This is a genomic window from Streptomyces scopuliridis (genome assembly GCF_042790125.1).
Taxonomy (GTDB): domain Bacteria; phylum Actinomycetota; class Actinomycetes; order Streptomycetales; family Streptomycetaceae; genus Streptomyces; species Streptomyces scopuliridis_A.
The window spans coordinates 258,812-278,930 of record NZ_JBHTZS010000011.1; the positions used below are offsets into that span (position 1 = coordinate 258,812).

Here is a 20,119-nt window from a genome sequence, read left to right on the forward strand (position 1 = left end):
CTTGCCATGGCCCGGACCGGGAAAGACCGGAAGTGGATCAACTCTCGGCCAGATGAGAACTTCCGGCTCAGCCGAACCGGCCGTTGACATAGTCGGCGGTCCTGCTGTCCTGGGGCGCGTGGAACATCGCGTCCGTGTCGCCGTGTTCGACGATCACGCCGGGTGTCCCCTGCTCGGCGAGGAAGAAGGCACAGGAGCCGGAGACCCGCGCGGCCTGCTGCATATTGTGGGTGACGATGACGATCGTCACCTCCGTCTTCAGTTCGGCGATCGTCTCCTCGATGCGCCGCGTCGAGGTCGGGTCGAGCGCCGAGCACGGCTCGTCCATCAGCAGCACCCTCGGCCGTACCGCCAGCGACCGCGCGATGCACAGCCGCTGCTGCTGGCCGCCGGAGAGCGCGCCGCCCGGCTGGCGCAGCCTGTCCTTGACCTCGCGCCAGAGCCCGGCCTTGGTGAGGCACTCCTCGACGAGATCGTCCTTGCTGTCGCGTCCCGCCTTGATGCCATTGAGCTTCAGCCCGGCCAGAACGTTGTCGTACAGCGACATGGCGGGAAATGGGTTGGGCTTCTGGAAGACCATGCCGATCTGCCGGCGGGCCTGGGTGATGCGCCGTCCGCGGTCGTAGATGTCTCCCCCGTCGAGCAGCACGCGTCCGGCGAGGGCGGCGGTCGGGATCAGTTCGTGCATACGGTTGAGGGTGCGCAGGAAGGTCGACTTGCCGCAGCCCGAGGGGCCGATCAGCGCGGTGACCTCGTGCGCGGGCATGGTCAGCGAGACCCGGTCGAGCACCTTGTGGTCACCGAACCACGCGGAGACGCTGTCGGCCCGCAGTGTGGCGGCGGTGTCAGCGCCCGCCACGGGCTGGACCAGGGTGTCGGCGAGTTGGGGCGGTGTCACCGTCATGATCGGGCAACTCCCTTTCTGTCAGAGCAGGTTCGGCAGGAGGCGGGTGGCGGCACCGGAGACGGCGAGGCCCAGTACGGCCAGGACGGGCACGGCGCAGATCCAGGTCTGCCAGCGCCCCCACACCCGGTGGGTCCAGGCGGCGAGGAGTGCGGCGAGGAAGAGCGCCTGGGTCCAGAGGAAGACGGCGAGCCAGGCGGCGCCGTCGCCCTTGAGCGCTTCCTCGGCGGCGCCGATCCACCCGGCGCGGCGCTCGCGCGGTGGGCCGGGCTGTACGGGCGTGGTCAGTTCGGCGTCCACGCGCAGCACACCCGAGGGGGTGTACGGGGCGCCGGTGGCGGTGATGAGGGTGAGCCGGCCCTGGTTCCGTCCCCCGCTAGGGCCTGGCAGCGCGTCCCCCGCGCGCCGGATGCCGGTGACCCGGTACTGCGCCTTGCCCTGGCCCGTCATCAGGGTGATCGTGGCGTTGTCGGGGATCCGGTCGAGGCGGGAGAACGGGCTTCCGTACCCCCACTGCCTGCCCATGATCACGGTGGTGCCCGGCTGGCCGGGCAGTGCGGTGTCACGGCGGTGTCCGGGGCCGGACATCAGCACGCCGGAGGTGGTGCCCTCGCCGACGACCTCGTGGACACCGAGGGCGGGGATGTCCAGCAGCGCGACGGGGGCTCCCAGGGCCAGTTCCTCGCCGTCGTTGTCGAGCGGGCCCACCGGGGCGGTGCCCTCGGCGAGTTGCTTGCGCAGCTCGTCGTAGGCGACCTGCTGGTCACGCGCGTGCTGGAGATGTCCGACGACGGTGAGGTTCGCGGCGAAACCGAGCAGTACGGCGGCGAGTACGCAGAGCGCGGCCCCGGCCATCGCGAGACCCGGGCGGGCGGGGGCCCGCTGGGCTCCCCGCCGCCCCCCGGGCTCCTTGTGCTCCGCCGTCTCCTCGGGTCCGGTGGGCGGTGAGGGGGCGTCCGGCGGGGCGGGGGCGGACGGCGGCGGTGTCAGAACGGCCACGGTGGCTGCGCTCCTCGCTGACGGGGTCGGCGGATGTGAGTGGGAGTGGCGGGGGGGGTGAGGGGATCCGGAGACCGGCTCGGGTACGGGGGCGAGGATCGCGTACGGGGACGAGCGCGGGGCCCTGGGGCAGACGCACGGCCTGCCCGGGGGCCCGGGGGCAGACGCACGGCCTGCCCCCGGAAGCCGACAGCCCCGGACCCGTCCCGCGTCAGTCGCCCGCCGTGCCCGAAGGTGTGGCGAAGGTCAGCAGCCCCCTGCGGCGCGCGCCGACCACGAACGCGGCGCCCACGAAGCACAACGCGAGGGAGGCCAGGGCGATCGAGGCGACGCCGGTGCCCGTCGAGGCGAGGGAACCGCCTCCACCGCTGCCGCCGCTCGCACCGCCACGGCCCGCCGCGCCGGAGTCACCGCCCGTGTCACCACCGGAGGTGCCCGCCGCCGCGCCGCCGTCCGTGCCCGTGGAGTCGCTGGGCTCGGGGGTGGGCTCCGTCGACTCGCCCGTGGTGAAGGCGAAGGCGAGGCTGTGGCCGCCCTCCGTGTCCTCGGCGAGTGTCAGTACATGGTCGCCGTCCGCGAGTTCCGCCGGGACGGTGAACGGATAGTCCTCGACGGTGCCGGCCGCGTCCGCCGTGGCGTTCTCGAACGTCGCGTCGCTCTCGGCGAGGGTCACCTTCACGGTCGCGTCCTTGGCGTAACCGCGGGCGGTGATCGTCACCTTCTGGCCGGCTTCCAGGTTCGGGTTCGCTTCGAGCAGGTTGCCGTCCGCGTCCACCACATCGAGGTCGGCGGGCACGCTGGGCCCGTCGGTCGGCGGCCCGGAGTCGCTGGGTGTCGGCGTACCACCCGGCGGGGTGCCGGGCTCGTCGACCGTATAGCCGTTGATGGCATTGCTCGAACCGGCGTACGCGTCAGGATCCGTGGGGGTGAACTGCGCGCGGATGTTCTGCACGCCCTTGGGCAGCGCGGTCGTCGTGAACACGGCGGTGCCGTTCTCGGCCGCCTTCGTGCCGAGGGCGGCCGGCTCCGCACCGACGCGCTCGGAGGTCAGAGTCACCTCACCGGCCGCCGCCTCGGGGGTCACCTTCACCGTGACCGTCACCTCACTGCCCTGAGCGGGGTGGTTCTCCGGAGCGGCCGTCAGCTCCACACTGGTCGTCTCGGCCGCGGCGAGTGCCCAGGTGTCGCCCGTGACCACGATGTTCGTGGTGAAGAAGGCCGGGGGCGTGTTCGGGTCGAGGACGTTGACGCAGTCCAGCCGCAGCTCGTACGTACCGTCATGGGCGCCGTCCGGGTACCACTCGGTGAGGGCGTCGAAGAGGGTGCGGAAGTTCTCCGGCATCTCGGTGTCGATGGGCCCGGCGTCGTACGGTCCCGTCGTCGCGTTGCCCACGCGGCTCGGCGTGCTGTCCTTCGGGTGGAGCACATTGAGCCGTACGGCGCCGCCCTGCCCCTCCGGGCACGCGGTGTCGGTGGTCACCCGTGGGACGAGCGGGTTGTCCATGATGCTGCCGGTGGTACGGCCGAGGGTCAGATCGCCGAGCCGGTCGGCCGCGCTCGCGGTGGCCGCGGCGCCGAGCACGGCGGCGGCCGCGCCCATGAGCAGGGCGCAGCACAGCAGCAGCGCCGGGAGTGATCTCGCTCGCGCGAGGCGTGTCATGGTCGGATCCCCCACAGGGTGTCGGTGTCGCGGTGGGTGTTCATGTCGATGTCGATGTCGGTGTCAGCGGAATACAGGACGGGGGCGGGGACGGGATACGCCGCGGGGCCGGGCACCTGGAGGGTGCCCGGCCTTGGCATGGTGGGAAGGGACGGTGATCAGCGCTCGCCCTTCAGGGCGGTGGCGCCGCAGGCGGTGCCGAGGGTGCCGAAGCCGTACGCCTGGATCTGCAGCGTCTGGCCACAGACCTTGGAGGCGGTGCCGACGAACGCGCTGACGACGTTGGCGTCGGCGGTGGTTCCGGTGATCTTGGCGGTCGGGACGACGTTGTAGACGTCACGGTTGTAGGGGAAGGCGGTGTTGAGCGAGCCGTCCGCGTTGCGCGGCGCGACGCCGTTCACCTTGCCCAGCACGGTGACGCCATGACGGTCCGTCACCACGCCGTTGGTCTGGGCGATGTACTGCGCCACGGAGTACGGCGCGATGTCGCCCGCGCTGTCCAGCGCGGTGCCGTCGTGCTCCTGGACGGTGCCGTCGACGCAGGTGCCGAGCTGGGCCTCGGTGACCCCGATCTTCTCCAGGAAGAAGGACCGCGTGCCCGAGCCGGACTGCGGCAGCAGCGGGGTCAGGGCGACGCCGTTGTGCGTGGTCTTGACGCAGGTGTAGATGTCACGCAGCTGGGCCGTGGTGAGATCCAGGCTGCTGTTGAGCGCGCTGTCCGAGCGGACCGCGATGGTCACCGCGTCCTTGCCGAACGGAATCCAGGTCAGCTTGGTGGTCGTCGTGTCCGCCGGACCCCGGGAGGAGCGGGCGAAGTCGAGGCAGCCGGTGTTGTTGAGCACCGCGTTGCGCAGGGCGTCGATGCCGGCCGAGGAGCCGTTGGGCCGGTTGATGGTGCAGCCGGTGGCGCGGGTCTTGATGGTGGCGGTACCCGTCGCGTTGTAGGACGCGATGAGCTGACCGTCCGGGACGCCGTCGGGGTCCGGGATGACCGCGCCGAGGCGGTTGAGGACGTCCTGCGTGGTGTCGGAGCCCACGCCGGCGAGCTGGCGGTACTCACCGACCGCCGGGTCGGCGGTGGCTGCGGGGGCCAGCAGGCCCACACCGAGTGCGGCAGCACCGACGACGGCGCCCAGGCGAACACGGGACTTGACGTTCACTTCTGTTCTCCTCCGTGAATACGGATTTCGAGGAATGGACTGTCAAGAAGAATCCGGATTTCGTTCCGCCGACCCGTCGGCCGGCACCGTGAAGATTTCCTCATACACACGGCCCGGGACCACCAACTCCGCCGGATAATAAGGTTACGGGGGCATTTCCTAGGAGACACTTGGAGAACTCACCCATGGTTATGGGGAATTCCCGGAGGGCGGTGAGCCGCTCCGGGAGATCCCCTGGACCGGACGCCTTTTCGCTAGCTCATCCGGGACCGCCCCCCGCCGTCGCCGCCCTGCGTACGGAGAGCCGCAGCAGTACGGGACCGGCCAAAGCGGCCACTCCGCCGACGACCAGGACGCCGAGCAGCACCCAGCGGACGATGCCCAGTACCTCGCCGGGGGTCAGACCGCCGGAGGAAGCGAGTCCGCTCTTCGCCGACGGGCCGGGGGCGCCCGCCCCCGCGCCCGGCGAGGCGGATGCCCCGGAGGAGCCCGCGTCGGCCCCGTCTCCGGCGGTGGCTCCCCCGGCCCCGGCCCCGGCAGAGCCGCCGGCCCTGGCCCCGGCGGCGTCACCACCGCCGACGGCCCCGCCGGCCGCCGTACCGCCGGCCGATCCGCCATCGGCCGGCGGCGTGGCGGCGGGGTCGGCCACCTTGCCGCGTTCCAACTGGTCGGCGGCGGAGAGCGCCTGGTCGCGCAGCGCCTTGGTCATGGGCGCGTATCCGGGCGGCAGCTCACCCGGCGTCAGGCCCTGGGTCTGTCCGGCGCCGGCCGCGTACCGGATCAGTCGCGCGTAGTCCTGGCGCGCGTCCACGGGCTGGTCGACCGGGGCCATGGCGTAGACCACCGCCGTCAGCGGATACGCGCCGCTCTTCGCGGTGGCCGGGCTCGGCGCTTTCACCCCCGCGACGGGCGAGTCCGGCATGCGGGCGACGGCCTTCAGCATCGAGTCGGCCGTCGGCCGTACGTAGTCGCCGTCGGCGTTCGGGAGCGCGGCGATGTCGAGTTCGTAGCGGGAGGCGGACGCCGCGTCGACGATGCCGTACGCCTGGCGGGTCCCGGGGAGGCTGTCGGAGGCCACCAGCTTGATGCCCTGCGGGGAGTTGGGGTCGAGCGCGGGGAGGAACGTGGCTCCGGTCGCACCGCGCCGGACCCGGAGCGCGCCGTCGTGCATGTCGTTGGAGTACGGGGACTTCTCCAGTTGGCCGTACGCAATGGTGCGTTCGACGCCGTTGTCGGGCAGCGTGGCGTGCGTCTCGGTCGTGTCGGCCTTCGGGAAGTCGAGCGGGGCGTCCGTGTCCAGACCCAGCGTCCGGTAGAAGGGGTTCACCTTCATCCCCCACGGATCCGGCTCGCCCCGCAGGAAGTCGCGCGCCTCCGCGTTCGACTGGAGATAGCGCCAGAGCAGGCTGTTCACATCCGAATTCCCGGCCTGGAGGAGTATTCCACCGGGACCCAGCTGGGGCTGTGTCGGGCGGTCGAAGTAGGGATTCAGTTTCTTGAATTCCGGGTCGACGACAATGGATTCCGCGTTCCCCTTCAGATGGTCCGGAACGGGATTCTGGAAGCTGACCTGCCGGATGTCGAACGGGTAGGAGCCGGTCACCAGTTTGGCCAGCAGCCGGGGGCTGAGTCTCAGGTCGCGCACCTGGCCGGCCTGCCCGTCCTCCCAGAAGAAGCCGACCGTGAGCGCGCTGACCGCGACCGGCGCGTACACCACGCCCGTCCCGTCCTCCATCGGGGCCACGGTGACGCCCATCCCGGGCGAGGTCGGGGTGGGGTTCCCGATGAGCCGGCGCGCGTAGTCCTCGCCGGCCTGGCTGAAGGTGAACCGCGCGTCGGCGCCCGCGCACAGCGTGGCCTGCCAGGACGTGATGGCGTCGGTCAGCAGCTCGGACCCGATCACGCGCCGCTCCGCCTTGTCCGCCGGGCAGGTGTTGCCGACCGCGCCGAACTCCAGGGAAAAGACGAGCCGTTGGTCCCAGTTGGACTGGCTGAGCGGGGAGGTGTGCACGCCCTCGGCGGCGTTGACCGAGCCGTCCGGGTCGTGCTCGCCACGCGGAACGACGACCAGCCAGCACTTCCGGGGCTTGCCAGCCCCGGCCGCGCCGCCGACATCTCCGCAGCCCAGATAGGGGGCCTCGATCGCCGTCTTCACCTCGAAGACCGCCTCGCCGCTGCCGTCGGCGCGAGTGCGCAGCCACGGCTGGGCGTTGGTGTCGTTGTTGCTGAAGTAGGTGGCGTCGGCGGGCGAGTCGGTCGGTTCGCCCGCCAGCGGCCGGAACGGAACGAACGGGTTGTCCGCGCCGGAGTCCGCGTACTCCTTCTCCAGCGGGTCCGTGCCCTGGGGCAGGGTGCGCTGGCTCATCCAGTGGGTGCCACCGCGGTTTCCTCCGAACTCGCACTGCTCCCGGTCGGGGCCGGCCGGGTCGTCCCCCCAGCACTGCATGATCTGGAGGAAGTTCCGGTAGCCGTCCACCGGCGGCACGGCGGGGCCCCTCCAGGTCACATCGACCCCCTGCGCACGCAGGTTCCTCGTCTGGTGGACGGTCACCTCGATACCGGAGAAGTCGTCGTACGGTCCCTTCCGGCCGGTCAGCGTCATCGCGGAGTCCGTGGCCCGCGTACCGCTCCCCGCGTCCGCCGCCTGCGCCCGGTCCGTGCCCGGCAGCGGTACGAGCGCGAGGAGCAGGGCGGCGAGGAGCGCCCCGACGCCGACGGTCACCCGTCTCGGAACCCCGGATCCCTGGGCCCATGACCGGAGTTGACGGCCGCTCATACCGATCCCTCCCTGCGGCGGGCCCGCGCGGCGAGCGCGCGTGCGGTGAGCGGCGGGCCGACGACCACACCGACGAGGAGCAGGGCGGAGAGCGCCATCAGCGCGCCGCGCAGCCCCGTCGCCTCGTCCGAGGCGAGGGTGACCGGATTCCCGACCACCGACGAGTCACCGCCGCCGGTGCCGTCCCCGCTGATCAGCTCGCCCGTGTCGGGGTCGATGACACCGCCGGACGCGCCCGCCGCGGCGGCTGCCGACTCCGGGGAGCCGGGGGCACCGCCCGTGGACCCGCCGGTACCGCCCGTGGCGCCGGATCCGCCGGTGCCCGCGGAGGAGCCGCCCGTACCACCGGATCCGTCCGTACCTCCCGAACCACCGCTGCCCGAACCGCCGTTGGCGCCCTGCGCCGATGGCTTCACCGGGGTCTTCTGGCCCTTGGCGCCCGCCGTACCGTCGGAGCACTGGGTCGGGCCCTTCGCATCGCAGGCCTTCGGCTGCGGGGCGTTCTTGGCGAGGGTGTTGGTCCCGTCCGAGGAGAAGGTCGGGTTGCGGCAGGAGTTGATATTGATCTTGTCCGTGGGCGCGCCCGGGATGCGCCGTACCTGCTCGAAGCCCGCCTGGACGAGGTTCTTCGGCAGCGGGGAGTACCCCAGCTCCTCGGCGATCTGCTGGCCGTCGCAGAGGAAGTAGTTGGCGAAGGTGCCCAGCGAGAGCCCCTTCTCCTTGGTCATCGGGTTCTGCTCGCCGGCCAGCGAGGTCGGCAGGATCATGTAGCTGTAGCTGGAGAGCGGATAGGCCCTGGGGTCCTTGGAGCCGTAGACACCGTCCAGGATCTGGGTCAGATAGTTCGTGGAGTTCTTGTCCGGGTTGATCCGCGCGCCGAGCAGCCCCACGGCGACGCTGGACGCGGTGGGCTCGACATAGAAGTGTGAGGCGTTGAGCATCTTCGCCACCGGGAAACCGGTCGAGATGGCGTATGAGTACTCGACGTAGGTGATCGCGCCCTCGGCCTGGCTCTGCTTCACATAACCGGAGACCCCGAGCGATCCGGGCTTGGCGATCGTGGAGGTGCCCGGCACCACCGGGAAGTACGAGGTGAGACCGCAGGGGGTGGTGCGTCCCGCGCGGGCGCAGTAGTCGTTCCAGGCCGAGGCGTGCTGCTTGGACAGCCAGGTGGTCAGCTGCGCCGTCGTACCGGAGCCGTCGGAGCGTACGACCGGCACGATCCGGCGGGCGGGGAGGGTGAGGCCCGGATTGTCGGCCCTGATCTCGGCCGCGTTCCACATGGTGATCTTGGAAGTGAAGATCTTGGCGAGGACTTCGCCGGAGAGCCGCAGGTTGGTGACCCGCTTGCCGCCGATCTTCAGGTTGTACATGAAGGCCGTACCACCTGCCACGATCGGCATATAGGCGTAGCCGCGCTGGGGCGGGGCATCGGTGACCCCGCCCTCCTTGAGGCCGTACGGGATCTCGGAGACACCGAAGTCGACGGAGCCGTTCCTGAACTGCTCACGGCCGTTGGAGGAACCGGTCGCCGCGAAGTTGACGGTCATACCGAAGTTGGAGGCGACATTGCGGCGCCACTGGTCCAGGGCGTTGGAACTCCAGGTGGAGCCCGCGCCGTTGATCTTCGGATAGGTCACCGCCCAGGCGGGCGGCGGGCCGGCGGCGAGCAGCGCGCAGAGCAGCGCGGCCAGCCCCATGGCCAGTCGGGAGACGGTCGCGGGTCTCACGGGGTACTCCTGTCGGGCTTGACGGCGGATACGGAGGACGTCGGTGCGGGCGAGGTGGCGGCAGCGGCGGGGCCCTGCGCATCGGCACGGAGGCGCGTGCGGCCCGCGAAGCGCTCGGCGTCGCGGCGCGAGGCGAGCACCCGGCGGTGTGTCTGACGGCGCGACAGCTTGCCCGGCGCGCGCCCGCCGATGAGCCGGGCGAGGACGAACAGCAGCAGCACCAGTGCCATCAGTGCCGCCGCGGTGCCGAACCCGCGGGCGATCATGGCCGGTTCGGGCGACTTGACGAACTCGAAGGTGGCGAGCGGCAGCGAGACCTGTGGCCCGTTGAACGGATCGGCGTTCATCTCCGCGGTGAACCCGGCGGTCAGCAGCACCGGGGAGGTCTCCCCCACCCCGCGCGCGGTGCCGAGGATCACCGACGTGGTCAGCCCGGAGCGGGCGGTGGGCAGCACGATATGCCAGGCGGTGCGCCAGCGCGAGGTGCCCAGCGCGTACGACGCCTCGCGCAGCGAACCGGGCACCAGCCGGATCACCACATCGGCGGCCCGGATGATGATCGGCAGCATCATCACACCGAGCGCCAGGGACGCGGCGAGGCCCGACTTTCCGATGCCCAGGGCGAGGATCGCGGTCGCGTAGACGAACAGACCGGCCACGATGGACGGCAGCGCCGTCATAGCCTCGACGATGGTACGGACGAACCGTGCGAACCGGCCGGGCACCTCATTGAGGAAGACCGCGCAGACCAGCCCGGCGGGCACGGTGAGGACCAGCGCGATGAGGATCTGCTCCAGGGTGCCGACGATGGCGTGCAGGATGCCGCCGGCGCTCAGCGGGTCGAGCGGGCCCGCGAGCGTCATGTCCTCGGTGAAGAAGTTGAGATGCGGCAGCGCCTTGCGGCCTTCCCACAGCGTGTAGACGATCACGAACGTCAGGGCGACGACCATGACCAGGCCCACCGTGCGGACGACGACCCCGGCGAGCCGGTCCCGGACGGTGGGCCCGTCCTCGTCGAAGGAGACCAGCAGCGCGTAGAGGCCGAGGAAGAGCGCGTATCCGACGACCAGGAAGCCGATCACTCCGTTGAACGGCAGCAGCCATACGAAGAGCAGCGCGGTCAGGCTGACGGCCGCGGCGCCGGAGCCCAGCAGCGCGTAGGTGTCCGTGGCGCGCCTCAGCGCCAGGGAGCGCCGCCGCTCCCCGGCCGGCTCCACGGGCCGCGGCCGGCTCGCGGGCAGGACGGTACGCCGTTCCTCCGCGACGGACGGCGGCGACTCGGGTGCGAGGGTCATGACGGGCGGGTCCCCTTAGGACAGGGTCGGGAGAGCGTGCGGGGCCTGGACATCGGAGAGGGCTTGGGCGTCGGAGAGGGCTTGCGTGTCGGAGAGGGCTTGGGCATCGGAACGGACGTGGCCATCGGAGACGGCCTACGCGTCGCTCGCCGCGCCCGAGCGGCTGCGCGCGACGATGGACGAGGCGATGAAGTTGACGATGAGGGTCATCACGAAGAGCGCGAGGCCGGCCGCCATCAGCGCGGACATCCCGAACGGGCTGGCCTCCCCGTACCGCAGCGCGATCAGCGAGGAGACGGAGCTGGTGCCGCTCTGGAGGACATGCCACTGGATCTGGAAGACCGGCGAGATGATCAGGTAGACGGCGATGGTCTCGCCCAGGGCGCGGCCGAGCCCGAGCATGGTGCCGCCGATCATGCCGCCCTTGCCGAACGGCAGGACGACGCTGCGGATCATCCCCCAGCGGGTGGCACCGAGCGCGTAGGCGCCCTCGCGCTCACCGGCCGGCGCCTGTGTGAACACCTCGCGCATCACCGAGCAGATGATCGGCGCGACCATCAGCGCCACCACGATGCCCGCGATGAGGGTCGAGGAGGTGTAGACGGTCTCGGTGGCGAGCGGATCGCGTGGATCGGCGCCGATGACACCGAGCGGCGGGAACCAGCCGAGATAGGTGGCGATCCAGCGGGCGGTGGGCAGCACGGCGCCCTCGAAGAAGAACAGCCCCCACAGTCCGTAGACGACGCTCGGCACGGCCGCCATCAGGTCGACCACACTGATCAGCGTCCCGCGCATCCCGGGCGGCGCGTACTCGGAGATGTAGAGCGCCCCGCACACCGCCAGCGGCACCGCCACCACGATCGCCACCAGCGCGATCAGTACGGTGCCGACGATGACGGCGGCGATGCCGAAGCGGCCCGCGTCCGGCTCCCAGGCCGCGGTGGTGAGGAAGGACCACCCGGCCCGGTCGAGCGCCTGCCACGCGCGGTACAGCAGAAAGCCGCCCACGAGCAGCATCACGGCGAGGACGAGTCCGCCGCCGCCACGGGCCACGCCCCGGAAGATCCGGTCGGGCAGCCCGGGGTCGGCGTACAGCCCACGCGGACCTTCGGCGGCGGCCGGTCTCCCGGCCGCGAGCCCAACGGACCGCTGGGTGGCGGCAGTTCGCTCCCCTGTTCGTCTCAGCACACCCATGACGCTCACGGGGCGCGGTTGACACGCAGGCACCTTCGTCTGAACGAGGAGCCTCCTAGAGGCAACTTCGGGTGACGAACGTGTGCGCGTACCGTGCGGGGACCCCGGCCGCCGTTACGACGCGACCTGCTGCCGGAGCGTCAGCCGCCGCTCCATGGCACCTCGCCGCTCTCCCCCAACTCCCTTAGCAGCTCGCGGAATCGGGTGTACGCGACCCGGCAGGTCGAGTACCGCTCGTAGGAGCGGGCGGACACGATGGTCCGGCGTCCGCTCTCGTCCCGGACGATCCACATCCAGCCGTTGGCCTCCGCCGTGTGCTGGACCCCTCCGGTCAGGGCCGCGTGCCGCCTGCACACCTCCTCGAACGCGGCGCGGCACCGCTCGTACGAGGCGAAGGCGAGGGCCGATACCGCGACCACGCGCCCGTTCTGCGCCACCACCCGCCATCGGTACCGGCCGTCCGTGTCGACGTCGGTCTGACAGCGCAGACCGGCGGCGCTCCTTAATCTTCCGCTCTCATCGGCAGATCTCATGTCCCCACGCCCCACCCCTGCCGCCCGTCCCTGTCGGACCGCGCATACGGCCCGTGGAGCGGCAGGTGAAACCTATTGAGACGATCGTCACGGGCGGGATCCAAACGACGCCCTGCCGACAGGATTCGCCTGGAAGTTGCCCCTAGGCCACCTCTTCGGCGGGGGTGCCGGAGCCGGCGGCGGACAGGCGTAACGGGTGTGACGCCCGGCGCCATGTGGTCGGCGCCGGGCGTCACACTCTCAGATCGTCCGGTGGGTTGTCCGGTGGGTACTCCGGTGGGTTGTCCGGTGGGTTACGGGACTATCCGCAGGAGCTTGTTGGGCGAGCCGGTACCGGGGTTGGTCACGACTCCGTTGGTGGCGCCGTTCACCAGGGCCGTGGCGACCTGGGCCGGGGTCGCGGTGGGGTGACCGGCGAGGTAGATGGCAGCGGCGCCGGCCACATGCGGTGTGGCCATCGACGTGCCGGAGATGCTGCTGGTGGCCGTGTCGGAGGTGTTCCAGGCACTGGTGATGGCGCTGCCCGGAGCGAAGAGGTCCACGCGCGCGCCGAAGTTGGAGTAGCTGGCGCGGGCGTCGGTGCTGGTCGTCGCGCCGACGGTGATGGCGTCCGCGACACGGGCCGGCGAGTAGTTCTGGGCGTTGGCTCCGGAATTACCGGCGGCGATCGCGTACGTCACACCGCTGTTGATGGAGTTCTGCACGGCAGTGTCGATCGCGGCGTTGGCGCCGCCGCCGAGCGACACGTTCGCCACCGACGGACCGCTGTGGTTGTTGGTGACCCAGTCGATTCCGGCCACGACCTGGGCCGTGGTGCCCGAACCCGCGTTGTTGAGCACGCGCACGGCGACGATCTTGGCCTTCTTCGCCACACCGTACGCCGTGCCCGCGGCGTTGGCGGCCACGTGAGTGCCGTGGCCGTTGCCGTCCTGCGCCGTGTTGTCGTTGTCGACGGCGTCGTAGCCGTACGAGGCCCGTCCGGCGATGTCCTGGTGGGTGATGCGGACACCGGTGTCGATGACGTAGACGGTGGTGCCCTCACCGGCGGTGTCCGGGTAGGTGTAGCTGTTGTTCAGCGGCAGCGCCGCCTGGTCGATCCGGTCGAGGCCCCAGGACGGCGGGTTGGTCTGGGTGGCGAGCGTGTGGACCTCGCGGTCCTGGAAGACCTTGTCGACGGCCGGGTCGGCGGCGAGTCTGCGCGCCTGCGCGGGCGAGAGCTCGGCCGCGTAGCCGTTGAGGGCCGCCGTGTACGTCCGCTTGACGGTACCGCCGTATTCGGACACCACGCTCCGGCCCGCGGCCGAGGCGGACTTGAGGCCGGCGGACTTCTTGAGTGTGACGATGTAGCTGCCTTGCACCGCGTCCTTGGCATCGGCGCCGACGACCGTACCCACGGCGGGGGCCGCCTGGGCGGGAACGGCGAGGGCGGTCATGGCCGCAGCCGCCGCTGCCGCCGTGATCGCCGCGGCGATCCGTGTCTTGGTGGTACGCAACACTGCCATCGTGAGGGATCCTCCTCATCGGGTGCGCTGGGGTGCGTGCGCAACGTGGGGGTATATACGGGATGTTCGTGTGCGGAGCGGACCGCGTCGTTCCGGGGACCGCCTGCTAAAGACCTTCGCTGAGACGGCGTCAGTCGACAAGAGGTCCGACGCGATGTCATAGCCATGACATGGTCGCGCAATAACCCCGTAGCGTGGATGCGCCCGCTTGGGGACGTATGGGGCGCAGCATTACGGAAGTTGTACACGTCGACGCCCCGGGCTCGGCACGCCCTCTTTGCCCGCCGCATGCGCACCCTTGACCCGGTCATGCCAAAGCCTCACGATGACCCCCGGGCAGTACTGCGCGCCCACACCCCCACAACTCCACATCCAGGAGACATCATGCGGCTCCGAATACGCGGCAGCGGCGGCACCGGTCGCAGACGGACAGCCACCCTGGCCGTCGCACTGACCCTGACCCTCGGCGCCACGGCGACGGCCACGGCCACCAGCGTCGATTCCACCCCCTCACCGGCCGCCGCCAGGGCCACGGCAGCCGACGAGGACATCCGGCAGTACGAGATCGTCATGCACGCCACCTCCGCGACGCGCACCGCGCTCGCCAGGACGGGCGTGACGATCGACGCGTCCGACAGCGAGAGCGTGGTCGTCTCCGCCGACCCCGCGCAGGTGCAGAGGCTCCGCGCGCTCGGCTACGCGCCGACGCCGCTGGGCGCCGCCCCGGACCGTACTCTGAACGGCGCCGTCACACCGTTCGACTTCCCCTCGGCCGACTCGAATTACCACAACTACGCCGAGATGACGAGCGAGATCAACTCCGTCATCGCCGCGAACCCGGGTATCGCGAGCCAGCGGGTCATCGGCACCACGTACCAGGGCCGGAACATCACGGCCATCAAGATCAGCGACAACGTCGGCACCGACGAGAACGAGCCCGAGGTCCTCTTCACCCACCATCAGCACGCGCGCGAGCATCTCACCGTCGAGATGGCGCTGTATCTGCTGAAAGAGCTGACCTCCGGCTACGGCACCGACTCACGCATCACCAACATCCTCAACAACCGTGAGATCTGGATCATCCCGGACCTCAACCCGGACGGCGGCGAGTACGACATCGCCACCGGCTCCTACCGCAGCTGGCGCAAGAACCGGCAGCCCAACTCGGGCTCCACCGCGGTCGGTACGGACCTCAACCGCAACTGGGCCTACCGCTGGGGCTGCTGCGGCGGCTCCTCCGGCAGCCCCTCGTCGGACACCTACCGGGGCAGCGCCGCCGAGTCCGCGCCCGAGGTGAAGGTCGTGGCGGACTTCGTACGCGGCCGGGTCGTCGGCGGTACACAGCAGATCAAGGCCGCGATCGACTTCCACACCTACAGCGAGCTGGTGCTCTGGCCGTTCGGTTACACCACGGCAGACACCACCACCGGAATGACCGCGGACGACCGCAACGCCTTCGCCGCCATCGGCCAGAAGATGGCCGCCAGCAACGGCTACACGCCCGAGCAGTCCAGTGACCTCTACATCACGGACGGCTCGATCGACGACTGGCTGTGGGGCACGCACAAGATCTTCGGATACACCTTCGAGATGTACCCGTCCTCTGGCGGCGGCGGCTTCTACCCGCCCGACGAGGTGATCACCCGCGAGACGAGCCGGAACCGCGACGCCGTACTGCAACTGCTGGAGAACGCGGACTGCATGTACCGGTCCATCGGCAAGGAAGCCCAGTACTGCTGACCGGCCCACGAGGGGGCGCCTCCGCTTCCTACGGAGACACACCGGAGGCGCCCCCACCATGACCGCGTTCCCGGCTACGGGGCTGTGCCGGTCCGGGACCAGACCTGCTGCAGAGCGCGGTAGTCGATCACGACAATCCCCTCCTCGCACAGGAGTTCACGGGTCTCCGGCGAGGTCAGGAACGCGTAGTCGGACCGGCGTACCCGCCAGCCGTCGGGCTCGATCGCCCGCCACTCGTCGGTGCCCAGGCCGGGATGCACGGCCCACTCGCTCAGCCCGGCCGGCAGCGCGCGCAGCAACTCGGCGTACCGTGCCCGCTTGCCCTCGATGTCGAGGCTGAAGCTGTCCAGGAACTGATGGTCGGTGACGGGCAGACCGCGCGGCCTTAGCTTCCGGCGTCCCGGTTCGAGCCAGACCCGTACCGCCAGGCCGTACTCCCGCGCCAGCGCGACGGTCAGATCGAAGATGTCATCGCGTCCGCCGTCGGCCAGACAGTGCCAGTCGAGATGGGTCGGGCGGAGCCCGGCGCCGGTCGCGGCGTCGATCTGAGCCCGGAACTCGGTCTCGACCTCCTCGATCCGGGCCCGCGCGAGGAGTTCGGGAATCCGCGGGGGCGTGAACAGTTCGCCGCGCTCGTCGAGCAGGGACGGCACGCGCTCCCTCGCCGGCATCGGCGGGGTGGCCGAGCAACTCACCGGAGAGACCCGGGGGCGCGACGGATCCGGACTCGAAGGCGGGTTCATCCATGCCGACAGTGTGAACGCGCGCCGTGGATCCGTCCGTTCATTTAATCCGCGGGGGCAAGCGCCTCGGCATCGTTCGCCAGACCGAAGTCATCGCGGATGATGCCGAATCTCAGGGCAGAAACACGCCATTTCCTGGCATTCCAAGGTTCAATAATTTACGAGCCTTTAATACACTTGATCAACTATCGACTACGGCTTCCTTTCAACCGAATCCCGCAACAGCTCCCCCACAGGTCAAACCTCGCCCCATGACCACGAGCTGCACTCATACCATCACATGGAGCGACCGAAAATGACGGGCAGATCACCCACCCGGCGTCGAAAGGGGCAAGACTGCCGGTGTTTTACCGAACCTCGACACAAGGAGTGTTTGAAATGCGGTCCATCGCAACAGGTCTGGCGCTCGCGGCCACCACACTGGCTCTCACAGCGCTGCCGGGCACGGCTACGGCGAGCGCCGAACAGGCCGTGGCCGGGGGCCTGTACGCCCCCTCGGCCCTCGTGCTCAGTGTCACCGGAGGCGACAACGCCACGACCGGGACGGTGCAGCGCGCGGTGACTCTCAGCTGCGCGCCCCAGGCCAGTGGCACGCACCCCGACCCGGCCGGCGCCTGCGCCGAACTGCGGGCCGCCCAGGGCCGGCTGGACACCATCACGACGCCGGCCCCGCAGACCTTCTGCAGCAGGGAGTGGAACCCGGTGACCGTCACGGCCGACGGCGTCTGGGAGGGCAAGCGCTTCTCGTACGCGCACACCTTCGGCAACCCGTGTGCGAGAGACAGCGGCAGCGGCACGGTGTTCGCCTTCTGACCTGACCGTGTCCCGCGCGAGCCGCTGAACCCGGCGCCGGGCCTCCGGCCGGGACGTGCCGTACATCCGGTGCGTCCGGTGGGTGCGTACGTTCTCCGCCAGGCGCGGGCAAGTGCCTGCGGACGGAGGCCCGGTGCTGGAACGCTGGACGAATGAACGAGAGCACGAGAACAGTGGGGCCGGGCCGACGGTGGTGTGTGCTGCCCGACGACAAGAACTGGCTGCGCGATCTGCGGACCGTCGGGGACCGGCTGCTCGATCATCTGGCGGCGGCCTCCGCCCTGGACGACGACCCGTGGGAACTCCCCGCGGGGCCCTACGCGGAGGCCGCGACCGCGTGCGACCGCGTCGTCTCCCTGCTCCCGGCGGGCGCCGGTGACGGTCTCGACCCCCTGCTCTCCCCCACGGGCACACCACAGCCGACCGTGCACGCCCTGGTGGTGGAGTCGGCGGATCTGGACGCGTTGTGGGAGGTCCTCACCCGGCTGCACCGCGCACTCGACGACGAGCCGGGCACCGAAGGGCTCCTGGACCTCGTCGGACAGGCCGGCGCCGAGTGGGGCGACCCGCCGCGCTCACCGCGCTGCCTGGTCTCCCAGCTCGAACGCGTGGTGGCGGTCCTTGAGTTGGACACCTTCGCGGTACGGACGCTGGCGGTCGTCATGGCCGACGGGCAGACGCGGACGACGCGGACGCTGGACGAGACGGGACAGACCGCCTACGAGGCCGTCACCGCCGCCTGGTCCACGACACTCCAGCCCTGACCGCAGCCGTGGCGCGGGGGGCCCGTCGCGGCATGGCCGGCCCGTCCGGCCGGCCGGTGCCGGGGGCTCTACGAGGGCAGATGGCCCTGGAGCGCGCGGACGAGCCCGCTCCTGGCGTCGTCGGCCAGCCCCCGGTCGTACGCCCTCTCATAGGCGGGGTCGCCCGCCGCCTCGCGTGCCCGCCGCTCCCACTCCTCGCGGAGCGCGCCGAGTTCGGGGGAGCCGCGATGGGGATGGCCGATCATGCGCCAGTACGCGTGTCCCGTGCCGTACGTACGGGCCGCCTCCACACCGTCGCCCTGGACCGCGATCGCTCCGGCGAGGAGATCGAGACCGAGCGCGATCCCGAGGCTGTCGTGCAACTCGTACTTGCCCGCGAGCATCGCGCGCGCATGGCTCTCGGCATCGCGCGGGCGGCCCTGGAGGAGGTGTATGAAGGCGAGTTGGTGATCGGCGTAGGCGCGCGCCCAGCGCTCTCCGTAGCGCAGGCTGAGCCGTTGCAGCCCGGCGGCCTCCTCACGCGCGTCGTCCAGCCGGCCGAGGGCGGTGAGCGCGAAGAGCCTTATCACCCGGCAGCGCAGCTGCGACGGGGCATCGAGCGGGTCGCCCGGCAGATTGCGCAGCGCGCGGTCGCAGACGGTGTGCGCGGCCAGGGGGCGGCCCATCATCAGGCAGTTGAAGCCGACGAGGTGGGCCGCGGAGAGCAGGGATTCCGGATCGTTGTCGTGCCAGGCCGAGACGCTGCACTCCTCGCCGACCCGGCGGGCGGCCTCATGGTCGCCCTGGAGCGCGAGGGTGATACCGAGGGCCCAGAGGGCGCGGGTGCGGTGCTGTCCTCCGGCGGGGTGGAGGCGCAGCGCGCGTTCCAGACAGCCGCGAGCCTGGTGGAGGTGGCCGCAGCAGCTCCAGAAGAGCCCGGTGCGGCCCGCCATCTCCACGCCCTGTTCGGGGTCGTGTTCGAGGAGATGGTCGATGGCCGCGCACAGATCGGCGTGGGTCTCGGCGATACGCCGGTACCAGGCGACCTGTTCCGGGCCGAGCCAGCCGGCGTGGGCCCGGCGCGCCAGCCCGGCGAAGTGGGCCGCGTGCCGGTCGGCGAGGAGCCGCTCCTCGCCCAGCTCGCCCAGCCACAGGGCGCCGTATTCACGGATCGTGTCCAGCATGCGGTAACGGCCGTCGCCGCCGTCGTCCTGGCGCAGCACGGATTTGGCGGTGAGTCCGGCCAGCGCGGTGGTGACCGCGTCGGGGGTCAGGGGCCCGCCGGTGCAGACGGCGCGCGCGTCGTCCGCCTCGATGTCACCGCGGAAGACGGAGAGCCTGGCCCAGAGCAGCCGCTCCAGAGGCGCGCACAGCTCGTGGCTCCAGCCGATGGCCGTACGCAGCGCGCGGTGGCGGCGGGGCCAGACCGTGTCATCGGTCAGGACATCCAGCCGGCTGGTCAGCAGATCGGCGACCTGCTCGACGGAGTGATCGGCCAGCCGGGCACAGGCCAGTTCGACGGCCAGCGGAATGCCTTCGAGGCGGTGACAGATGCGGACCGCCGCCGCGGCCGTGCCCGGTTCGTCCAGGGACACCTGGGGCGCGGTACGGGCCGCCCGGTCACGGAAGAGCCGTAGCGCCTCGTCATCGCCCTCCAGGGGCAGCGGCAGTACGTCGAGGCAGTGCTCGCCCCTCGCGCCGAGCGGCTGCCGGCTCGTGGCCAGCACGGTCAGTCCCGGCGCGGCGGTCAGCAGCTCCCCGACCAGATGCCCGACCGCGGCCACGGTCCGTTCGCAGCAGTCCAGTACCAGCAGCAACCGCCGCTCCGCCAGCCACTCGCACAACGCCTCCACCGGCGACCGCAGCGAATGATCCGACAGTCCGACGGCATCGCACACCGTCCCCAGCAGCAGCCTCTCGTCGTACAACGGCGACAGATCCGCCCACCACACCCCATCCGGGAACAGGCCGCCCGCCCGCTCGGCAGCACGCAGCGCCAGTCGGCTCTTGCCCACGCCACCACTGCCCGTGAGCGTGACCAACTGGTGCTCCGCGAGTGCCCGTTCGATCCAGCCCAGCTCGCTGATGCGCCCAACGAAACTGGTCGTCACGACGGGAAGGTTGCCCACCACGGCTATATCCTGGCCCTGTTGCGGTGCGTGGCCTACACCCCTGGTCGGAAACGGCCAGAATCGGCCGGGAGTGGGCCCAGAACAATCAACTATCCACACGTTCGGGCACGCGTGGGCAATTCCGGTGATCGTCCGGTGCCGCGTTCGCCACAGCCCGCGTGCGCGGTGGCGCCCACCCCCGCAGGCTGGAGGCAG

16 protein-coding genes are annotated in these 20,119 nt (G+C 70.8%); 3 read left to right on the forward strand and 13 right to left on the reverse strand.

The genetic code is table 11. From position 1 onward, the window contains the following. Nucleotides 1-67: 67 nt before the first annotated feature. The 11 genes from ACFRKB_RS19685 to ACFRKB_RS19735 form a co-directional block, all read right to left on the reverse strand. Nucleotides 68-904: a phosphate ABC transporter ATP-binding protein gene (locus ACFRKB_RS19685; RefSeq protein ID WP_383107283.1), complete on the reverse strand. Its 837-nt coding sequence runs from the start codon at nucleotides 902-904 to the stop codon at nucleotides 68-70. Between the two features lie 21 nt (nucleotides 905-925). After that, complete coding sequence (locus ACFRKB_RS19690) at nucleotides 926-1,903, reverse strand: sortase (protein ID WP_383107285.1); 978 nt, start codon at nucleotides 1,901-1,903, stop codon at nucleotides 926-928. Between the two features lie 211 nt (nucleotides 1,904-2,114). Then, complete coding sequence (locus tag ACFRKB_RS19695; protein ID WP_383107286.1) at nucleotides 2,115-3,563, reverse strand: Ig-like domain-containing protein; 1,449 nt, start codon at nucleotides 3,561-3,563, stop codon at nucleotides 2,115-2,117. Then, the gene (locus ACFRKB_RS19700; protein ID WP_383107288.1) at nucleotides 3,560-3,703 is read right to left on the reverse strand and encodes a hypothetical protein; all 144 of its coding nucleotides are present in this window, start codon (nucleotides 3,701-3,703) and stop codon (nucleotides 3,560-3,562) included. Before ACFRKB_RS19700 ends, ACFRKB_RS19695 begins: the two co-directional genes overlap by 4 nt. Before the next feature lie 18 nt (nucleotides 3,704-3,721). After that, on the reverse strand, nucleotides 3,722-4,723 hold the full coding sequence (locus tag ACFRKB_RS19705) for a hypothetical protein (RefSeq protein ID WP_383107289.1): 1,002 nt from the start codon (nucleotides 4,721-4,723) through the stop codon (nucleotides 3,722-3,724). 259 nt (nucleotides 4,724-4,982) lie between these two features. Continuing rightward, nucleotides 4,983-7,499: a hypothetical protein gene (locus ACFRKB_RS19710; protein WP_383107291.1), complete on the reverse strand. Its 2,517-nt coding sequence runs from the start codon at nucleotides 7,497-7,499 to the stop codon at nucleotides 4,983-4,985. Then, nucleotides 7,496-9,229: a phosphate ABC transporter substrate-binding protein PstS gene (locus tag ACFRKB_RS19715; RefSeq protein ID WP_383107293.1), complete on the reverse strand. Its 1,734-nt coding sequence runs from the start codon at nucleotides 9,227-9,229 to the stop codon at nucleotides 7,496-7,498. The genes ACFRKB_RS19710 and ACFRKB_RS19715 overlap by 4 nt, the downstream gene beginning before the upstream one ends. Further along, entirely contained in the window at nucleotides 9,226-10,524 is a 1,299-nt protein-coding gene (gene pstA, locus ACFRKB_RS19720) for a phosphate ABC transporter permease PstA (RefSeq protein WP_383107294.1), read from the reverse strand. Before pstA ends, ACFRKB_RS19715 begins: the two co-directional genes overlap by 4 nt. A gap of 135 nt (nucleotides 10,525-10,659) precedes the next feature. Further along, a complete protein-coding gene (gene pstC, locus ACFRKB_RS19725; protein ID WP_383107296.1) occupies nucleotides 10,660-11,712 on the reverse strand; it encodes a phosphate ABC transporter permease subunit PstC in 1,053 nt (350 codons plus the stop codon). 146 nt (nucleotides 11,713-11,858) lie between these two features. Then, nucleotides 11,859-12,251, reverse strand: a complete 393-nt coding sequence (locus tag ACFRKB_RS19730) for a YegP family protein (RefSeq protein WP_383107298.1) — start codon at nucleotides 12,249-12,251, stop codon at nucleotides 11,859-11,861. Between the two features lie 293 nt (nucleotides 12,252-12,544). Next, entirely contained in the window at nucleotides 12,545-13,753 is a 1,209-nt protein-coding gene (locus tag ACFRKB_RS19735; RefSeq protein ID WP_383107299.1) for a S8 family peptidase, read from the reverse strand. A gap of 384 nt (nucleotides 13,754-14,137) precedes the next feature. Here ACFRKB_RS19735 and ACFRKB_RS19740 point away from each other — a divergent pair, with 384 nt between their 5' ends. Next, entirely contained in the window at nucleotides 14,138-15,493 is a 1,356-nt protein-coding gene (locus ACFRKB_RS19740) for a M14 family metallopeptidase (protein ID WP_383107301.1), read from the forward strand. 74 nt (nucleotides 15,494-15,567) lie between these two features. Here ACFRKB_RS19740 and ACFRKB_RS19745 read toward each other — a convergent pair whose 3' ends face one another. Then, nucleotides 15,568-16,236, reverse strand: a complete 669-nt coding sequence (locus ACFRKB_RS19745; protein WP_383107302.1) for a ChbG/HpnK family deacetylase — start codon at nucleotides 16,234-16,236, stop codon at nucleotides 15,568-15,570. Nucleotides 16,237-16,614: 378 nt separating this feature from the next. Here ACFRKB_RS19745 and ACFRKB_RS19750 point away from each other — a divergent pair, with 378 nt between their 5' ends. Further along, nucleotides 16,615-17,049, forward strand: coding sequence for a subtilase-type protease inhibitor (locus ACFRKB_RS19750; protein ID WP_383107304.1), 435 nt, complete (start codon nucleotides 16,615-16,617; stop codon nucleotides 17,047-17,049). Between the two features lie 152 nt (nucleotides 17,050-17,201). Next, entirely contained in the window at nucleotides 17,202-17,813 is a 612-nt protein-coding gene (locus ACFRKB_RS19755; protein WP_383107305.1) for a hypothetical protein, read from the forward strand. A 68-nt stretch (nucleotides 17,814-17,881) separates the two neighbouring features. Here ACFRKB_RS19755 and ACFRKB_RS19760 read toward each other — a convergent pair whose 3' ends face one another. Next, nucleotides 17,882-19,921 carry an ATP-binding protein gene (locus ACFRKB_RS19760; RefSeq protein ID WP_383107350.1) on the reverse strand — a complete coding sequence of 680 codons (2,040 nt, stop codon included), beginning with the start codon at nucleotides 19,919-19,921 and terminating at the stop codon, nucleotides 17,882-17,884. Nucleotides 19,922-20,119: the final 198 nt, after the last annotated feature.

What these genes read in the sequence shown, in the direction of transcription:
- ACFRKB_RS19685 (WP_383107283.1), bottom strand. Translation starts at nt 904, where the DNA reads ATGACGGTGACACCGCCCCAACTCGCCGACACCCTGGTCCAGCCCGTG.
- ACFRKB_RS19695 (WP_383107286.1), bottom strand. Translation starts at nt 3,563, where the DNA reads ATGACACGCCTCGCGCGAGCGAGATCACTCCCGGCGCTGCTGCTGTGC.
- ACFRKB_RS19700 (WP_383107288.1), bottom strand. Translation starts at nt 3,703, where the DNA reads ATGCCAAGGCCGGGCACCCTCCAGGTGCCCGGCCCCGCGGCGTATCCC.
- ACFRKB_RS19710 (WP_383107291.1), bottom strand. Translation starts at nt 7,499, where the DNA reads ATGAGCGGCCGTCAACTCCGGTCATGGGCCCAGGGATCCGGGGTTCCG.
- pstA (WP_383107294.1), bottom strand. Translation starts at nt 10,524, where the DNA reads ATGACCCTCGCACCCGAGTCGCCGCCGTCCGTCGCGGAGGAACGGCGT.
- ACFRKB_RS19730 (WP_383107298.1), bottom strand. Translation starts at nt 12,251, where the DNA reads ATGAGATCTGCCGATGAGAGCGGAAGATTAAGGAGCGCCGCCGGTCTG.
- ACFRKB_RS19735 (WP_383107299.1), bottom strand. Translation starts at nt 13,753, where the DNA reads ATGGCAGTGTTGCGTACCACCAAGACACGGATCGCCGCGGCGATCACG.
- ACFRKB_RS19740 (WP_383107301.1), top strand. Translation starts at nt 14,138, where the DNA reads ATGCGGCTCCGAATACGCGGCAGCGGCGGCACCGGTCGCAGACGGACA.
- ACFRKB_RS19745 (WP_383107302.1), bottom strand. Translation starts at nt 16,236, where the DNA reads ATGAACCCGCCTTCGAGTCCGGATCCGTCGCGCCCCCGGGTCTCTCCG.
- ACFRKB_RS19750 (WP_383107304.1), top strand. Translation starts at nt 16,615, where the DNA reads ATGCGGTCCATCGCAACAGGTCTGGCGCTCGCGGCCACCACACTGGCT.
- ACFRKB_RS19755 (WP_383107305.1), top strand. Translation starts at nt 17,202, where the DNA reads ATGAACGAGAGCACGAGAACAGTGGGGCCGGGCCGACGGTGGTGTGTG.